This is a genomic window from Lacrimispora sp. (genome assembly GCF_032078915.1).
In the GTDB taxonomy this organism is placed as follows: domain Bacteria; phylum Bacillota; class Clostridia; order Lachnospirales; family Lachnospiraceae; genus Lacrimispora.
Window position 1 is genome coordinate 44164 of record NZ_DAMAUN010000042.1, and the last position, 6530, is coordinate 50693.

Sequence of the window (6530 nt, forward strand, 5' to 3'; positions counted from 1 at the left end):
TGCTTCCTTCGTTTTCATTTTAATTCAGACCATTTCATTGTTGCGTACCGATGGAATGCAATGTTAATTTATAACACAAAAAAGCCCCGTCCTGACAAAAGGACGAGGCTAAAGTCTCCCTAAGAGCTTTTTTAGTTATCTAATTGCGAAAATCTCACTTTAATTCCGGCCAATATTCTTTATTGGCCTCTATCAGATCATCTAAAATCTGTTTTGCAACAAAGGCGCTTGGCACAGTCTTTGATAAGGTTAAGGCCTGCCACAGCTTTAAGTAGCTTCCTTCGGTCCAGGCCTCTACCACCAGGCGTTCCACTGCAAGCTGCTCTTCCATCATGCCCTTTTCAAAGGTTGGAATGTTCCCCTGGCACAAAGGCTCCGGTCCTTCATTCCCTACCAGACAAGGAACTTCTACCATGGCGGTAGGGTCAAAATTAGAGATGGCTCCTTTATTTTCCACGATGCAGAGCATCTGCTCCCGGGTATTGAACCCAATCGCGCAGGCCAGATCCACAATAAAGGAAGCGTGATTGTCAATGGAGAACTCTCCGCCTTTTGCGGTCCCTGCTTTAATAATGGCTCTTGCGGCGCCAAACACTTCTTTTTCTCTTCCCTCCATCACCTCATTGGCTCTGGTATGATTGGGATCGGTGTGTTCCACCACATAATCCGGGTAAAGATAGTATTTTAAATACGTATTGGGAAGAAAATCCGGCTCCAGCTTTAATAAATCAGCCGCCTTTTTATGGGTCAGCTGCCAGCTTTCATCCATATGCTGAGTCTCCACAGCCTTTTCCGTCAGATACCCGTTTTTAGACACATAATCCAAAAGCTGCGGCATCAAGTCTGTCCCATCCTTATCCTTTACGCTGGTCCACCAGCCAAAATGGTTCAGTCCAAAATATTTCACATCCATATCCTTGGGATCTCTGCCTACAATGTATCCCATACGTCTCTTGGTTCCCACCGGCATGTCGCAGATATTTAATACCTTGGAATCAGGCCTTAACACACGGCAGGCCTCCGCCACAATAGAAGCAGGATTGGAGTAATTAAGCATCCAGCAGTCCGGAGAATATTTTTCCATGAAATCAATTAACTCCATCATACCGCCAATGCTTCTCATCCCATATGCGATTCCACCGGGACCACAGGTCTCCTGTCCCACCACATGGTATTTCATTGGAATTTTTTCATCCAGCTCCCGCATGGCATATTTGCCCACCCGGATATGAGCCATGCAGAAATCCACATCAGTAAAGGCTTCCTTAGGATCTGTTGTATAAGAAAACTCCACATCCGGTGCAATTTCCTTCATTACGATGCCTATGGCCTTTGCCAGGGTTTCCTGGCGCTCTCCGTCATTGTCGTAAAGCTTTAAAGAACGTATGGGAAAACGATGCAGGTTATCCATCATCATCATTACAATACCTGGCGTATAAGTACTTCCGCCTCCTGCGATTACAATTGAGAATTTTTTCACTATATTTTACCTCCTTGCTTTGTCTGGTTTATCAGTTAGTTACTTTCGCCGTTTCCCAGCTCCTCATCAACAGCCCTTCTTACGGCAGTTACCTTTAAACCATAGATTACCTGAACGTTATTGCCCTTTTTCACCACGCCATTGGCTCCGGTGCCGTTTTTCAGCACATCCTCCAGTACCAGGTCCGGATCTGTAAGGATCAGTCGAAGACGGGTGAAGCAGTTATCTACTTTTTCAATATTGCCGGCACCGCCCAGGGCTTTTATAATCAGCGGGGCATCCACATCATCGGCGTCTTTTCCCTCTTTTTCAGAAGCAACCTTTTCTTTATACTCCGCCTTGGTGTGAAGCTTCATTTCCATGCCTTCTGTTTCCCGTCCCAGAGTCTTTAGATTCAGTTTTGTAATGAGAAGGCGGAATATGGCATAATAGACTACAAAAAATATAAGGCCTGTGACGATGTACATGGGCCATCCGGTTTTATGGATTCCAAGAGGCACATTGAAAAGCAGGAAATCCAGGAAGCCGTTGGGACCGATGGCACGGACATTCAGCAGATTAAGAACCACCATGCTGAGTCCGCTTAACCCCGCATGAACAATAAACAGGACCGGAGCCACGAACATAAAGGAAAATTCAATAGGCTCTGTAACACCTGCGATGAAAGAAGTGAATGCAGCAGGAATCAGAATGGCTTTTATCTTATTGCGGTTTTCCGGTCTGGCCGTATGATACATGGCAAGACAGGCACCCATAAGGCCGAACATCTTTGAAATTCCTCTTGCATCCCATATCACGGACCGGGACAGTACCTGAATGGAAGGGTCTGCGATTTCTGCATAATAAATGTTCCTTGCCCCCTCAAACACCTGTCCCCCAATGGTTTCAATGCCTCCAAGAGAGGTATATAAAAACGGGGTATAGACCAGATGATGGAGGCCTGTTGGTATTAAAAGACGTTCCAGGGCACCGTAAATAAAGATCCCGAAGTTTCCGGAACGATTAATGAATCCTCCAAGGCTGGTGATTCCCAGTTGGACAAAGGGCCATACATAAGTAAGGAGCACAGCCAGTAAAACGGTCACAGGAATCAATACGATGAATACAAACCTGGAACCACCGTAAATCTGGAACGCATTTTGAAATTCGGTTTCACAAAACCGGTTATGGACCATGGCTGTTACGATTCCCAGAATAATTCCAAGGAACACGCCCATGTCCAGGATCTGAACGCCCAGCACCATGGCCTGACCCGTTCCCCTTAAAGATTCCCCAGTAAACAGGATCCCCGTCAGGGTCATGAACTTGTTCATGGCGTTAATGAATACCAGAAACCCCAAAAGACCGGTAAAACCAGCCTCATATTTCTTCTTATTGGCAAGGCCTGCCGCAAGTCCCACACAGAAGATCAGCCCCAGGTTATTTAAGATCGAAACCAGGGAACCAGACAAAATGGTGCCAAAGCCCTTTGTCACCGGATTGTCCATAAAGGGCAGAAGCTCCAGCAATTTTGCATTGGTAAATAAATTTCCCACAGCGATTAAAATACCTGCGATGGGCAGGATCAAAACCGGGATGAACATTGCTTTTGAAAAGCGCTGCAACTGATCCATCACTTTATCTTTCATTCTCTTTTCCTCCAACTATCAATGAATGGTTATCTGTTTTTCATTTCACGTGAAATTCATATCCGTATTATAGCCGCCGTCTCCCCCTTTGTATATACTTTGGGAAAGAATAGGAACCTGTTATTCCAAGTGGTAACAGGTTTCAAAAAAAGTCCGGATGCCGCTATTTTAAACGTCATCCGGAACCTTTATTCTTCTTTTTTATCCATATTTTGAAGCACCTTATGATATTCGTAGATTAAAAGCTCCATCAGCATGAACACATTGGGGAAAAATGTGTTTGCCATCATATTTCTGTCATCCAGCTTATTGCTGTCCTCTATGCGAAACTGCATATCTGTTATGGAGCTGACCCGGTTTTCCGCCTCATTGGTAAATGACACGGTAAAAACGCCGTTCTCTCTGGCAGTTTTCACCCGGTCCGCTACCCAGTCCGTTTCTCCTGACCTGGAAACTACAATGAGCATTTTCATATTCTCCAGATTGTTTTCAAAAACACCGATGGAATCCATTCCATTGGAATAAATGCATTTTATCCCAAGGACAAGAAGCTTTTTTGTTAAATATTCCACAGGAATGGCGGAAAAGCCCGTTGCGTACAAGAATACGTAACCGACCTCCAGATGTCCCAGCCGCCTGGCAAATTCCCGGATGTCTTCATAGGTATTATACTTTAAAAGAGAGTTGGAGCAAAAGCTGTTGATAAACTGCATTCCGGCGTCCTCATTGTCCCTGGCCCGGTTTACAAGCGGCAGCAGCTTGTAATACATATCCACAAACCCGCTGTAGCCCAGTTTTTTTGTCAGGCGCATAATGGTTGAGGTGGAGGTGTAATTTTCCTTTGCAACTCCCCTCACCCCCATTTTAAGCATGGAATCCATGTGTTCAATGATATAACGGAGAACACTGTCCTCCACCTCAGTCAGGTTCTTTCCCGCTGTCAGTTTGCTTAAATCCACCATTCCTGCTATCCTTCTTTCCTCATTCTCGTCTCTCATCCATTATAAAAAATCTTCATACCCCTGGATCATGGGATAAGGGGCGCAGTCCTTTAACGGCGCGGTTATGGTTCCCTTCACATAGGTGCTGAACCCCTGGCGGCGAAACTCTTCCTTGTTCTTGTTTTTTATCAGCCGGCCGCCCCTGCCCACTTCTCCGATGTAATTCCCATTCTGGTCGTAGATTTCCTTTCCATAGAATTTTCCAAGAATCCTTCCGTCACAGGCGGCTAAATAATCCCTCTGCCTTACTCCGATATAGTTTCCCTGCCAATTCCAGTATCGTTCCATTGAAATCCATCCTTCCTCTTTTCATTCTCTGCAATCATACACCATTTTTCCTTAAAAAGAAACACTTTAGGGAGGCACATTGCTAAATTTTCAATGAATGCTGGATTTTTCACGGGTTCTGTTATATAATCAACAGAAAAAACACAGAATAATCACATACACAGGAGGATGCCATGGGATTTCAATACGTAAACAATCTGCCAAGCCCGGAAGAGATCAAGGAACGCTTTCCACTTCCCGCAGAATATAAAGCCCTTAAAATAGAACGAGATCAAGCCATCAGCGATGTACTCACAGGAAAAAGCGATAAATTCCTTGTTGTTATCGGTCCTTGCTCTGCTGACAATGAGGAGTCTGTTTCTGATTATGCGAACCGGCTTGTAACGGTACAGGAAAAGACAAAAGACCGTCTGATCCTCATCCCAAGAATTTATACCAATAAACCCAGAACCACCGGAGAAGGATACAAGGGAATGCTTCACCAGCCTGATCCGGAAAAAAAGCCGGACATGCATGAAGGCCTCATTGCCATCCGCAGGATGCACATGAATGTGTTCCTTGAAACAGGTTTATCCACAGCCGATGAGATGCTGTATCCGGAAAACCTGGGATATCTGGATGATATTATGTCTTACATTGCCATTGGTGCCCGTTCCGTGGAAAACCAGCAGCACCGTCTGACTTCCAGTGCCTGTGACGTTGCCGTAGGCATGAAAAATCCTACCAGCGGAGACATGTCTGTTATGCTTAACTCCGTAGTGGCCGCACAGCAGGCTCATGATTTCACCTACAGAGGTTGGGAAGTGAGGAGCAAGGGCAATCCATTGGCCCACACCATCCTAAGGGGAGCGGTCAACAAGCATGGCCAGTGCATCCCCAACTACCACTTTGAAGATTTATTCCTTCTTTATGAGATGTACAGCCGCCGCAATCTCCAGAACCCGGCCTGCATCGTAGACACCAACCACTCCAATTCCAACAAAAAATATAAGGAACAGATCCGTATTTCCAAGGAAGTCCTGCACAGCAGAAAGCATTCCCCGGAAATCCGTTCCCTGATAAAAGGCCTGATGATTGAAAGCTACATTGAGCCAGGCAGCCAGAAAGTCGGAGAAGGCATCTACGGAAAATCCATCACCGATCCCTGTCTGGGATGGGAAGATTCCGAGCGTCTGATCTATGAAATTGCTGAAAATGCATAAATAGTATTTTAACTTAAGTCATGCCAGAGGCGCTTTTACTGTCTCCGGCATGTTTCTTTTTACTGAATACTATCCGTATTCTCCGTTTATTATTAGTAATTAACCTGTTTTTTAACTATTCTTCAATTTTCTCTTGTTTTTCTAACAAGAGATGATAAAATAAAATCAGAGTCATCTATATGGCTCTTCATCCTGTTGATATCTCTATAACCCCCTATGCTGTTGGCACGTTCATGCCGGGTTTATCCGGCTATCAGGAAAAGGAGGTATGGGTATGCGGACCATTGAAGTCGATATCCAGCTGCGTTACACCCCCATTCCCCTCGCGCTTTTAATCAACACCGCTAATGCTTTTGACTGTGATATCTATATTGACTACGGTTTAACAAAGGTGAATGTCAAGGACTACGATGAGATGAAAAAAGGGCTTAACACGCAGAACCGGAGCTTACAATTTAATTTCGACGGCATTGATGAACTGGCCGCCGAAGGACGGATCGAGATGCTGTTTCAACCATAATCCGTCAGAAAGGAACCTTTATGAACTATCATAAAAAAGAGAGTTGATATTAGCATAACGCTGATCATCAACTCTCTTTTCTTATTTTCCTTAACCAAGGAAAGCCGTAATGATAAAATACAAAAACACCACTGCTCCCAATACAATTCTGTAATACCCGAAGAATTTAAAATCATGCTGTCTGATATATCCCATTAAGAACTTAATCGAATAAACAGAAACTACAAAAGCCACCACCATGCCTAAAATCAGATAGAAGATCTGAGATCCGGTAAAATTCATTCCATATTTCACAACCTTTAAAAGGCTGGCTCCAAACATCACCGGTATTCCCAGGAAAAAGGAAAACTCTGCGGAAGCCGCCCGGGAACATCCCAGGATCATGGCGCCGAGAATGGTGGCACCGGAACG

The 6530-nt window shown here is 44.7% G+C and carries 7 protein-coding genes; 2 read left to right on the forward strand and 5 right to left on the reverse strand.

Annotation, left to right across the window (positions count from 1 at the left end; genetic code table 11):
* Positions 1-154: 154 nt before the first annotated feature.
* From RT269_RS16640 to RT269_RS16655, 4 genes are all read right to left on the reverse strand, one after another.
* Positions 155-1480 (reverse strand): 6-phospho-alpha-glucosidase, encoded by a 1326-nt coding sequence (locus RT269_RS16640; protein ID WP_313184216.1) that lies wholly within the window; start codon positions 1478-1480, stop codon positions 155-157.
* Between the two features lie 35 nt (positions 1481-1515).
* A complete protein-coding gene (locus RT269_RS16645) occupies positions 1516-3108 on the reverse strand; it encodes a PTS transporter subunit EIIC (RefSeq protein ID WP_313184217.1) in 1593 nt (530 codons plus the stop codon).
* A 188-nt stretch (positions 3109-3296) separates the two neighbouring features.
* Positions 3297-4106 carry a MurR/RpiR family transcriptional regulator gene (locus RT269_RS16650; RefSeq protein WP_331664181.1) on the reverse strand — a complete coding sequence of 270 codons (810 nt, stop codon included), beginning with the start codon at positions 4104-4106 and terminating at the stop codon, positions 3297-3299.
* Between the two features lie 3 nt (positions 4107-4109).
* Positions 4110-4397, reverse strand: a complete 288-nt coding sequence (locus tag RT269_RS16655) for a hypothetical protein (protein ID WP_313184219.1) — start codon at positions 4395-4397, stop codon at positions 4110-4112.
* 173 nt (positions 4398-4570) lie between these two features.
* Here RT269_RS16655 and RT269_RS16660 point away from each other — a divergent pair, with 173 nt between their 5' ends.
* Positions 4571-5599: a 3-deoxy-7-phosphoheptulonate synthase gene (locus RT269_RS16660; RefSeq protein WP_313184221.1), complete on the forward strand. Its 1029-nt coding sequence runs from the start codon at positions 4571-4573 to the stop codon at positions 5597-5599.
* Positions 5600-5873: 274 nt separating this feature from the next.
* Positions 5874-6119: an HPr family phosphocarrier protein gene (locus RT269_RS16665; protein ID WP_313184222.1), complete on the forward strand. Its 246-nt coding sequence runs from the start codon at positions 5874-5876 to the stop codon at positions 6117-6119.
* 90 nt (positions 6120-6209) lie between these two features.
* On the opposite strand, the gene RT269_RS16670 is transcribed toward RT269_RS16665, so the two are convergent.
* Positions 6210-6530, reverse strand: a 321-nt coding sequence (locus RT269_RS16670; RefSeq protein ID WP_313184223.1) for an undecaprenyl-diphosphate phosphatase, incomplete at its 5' end; no start/stop codon positions are given.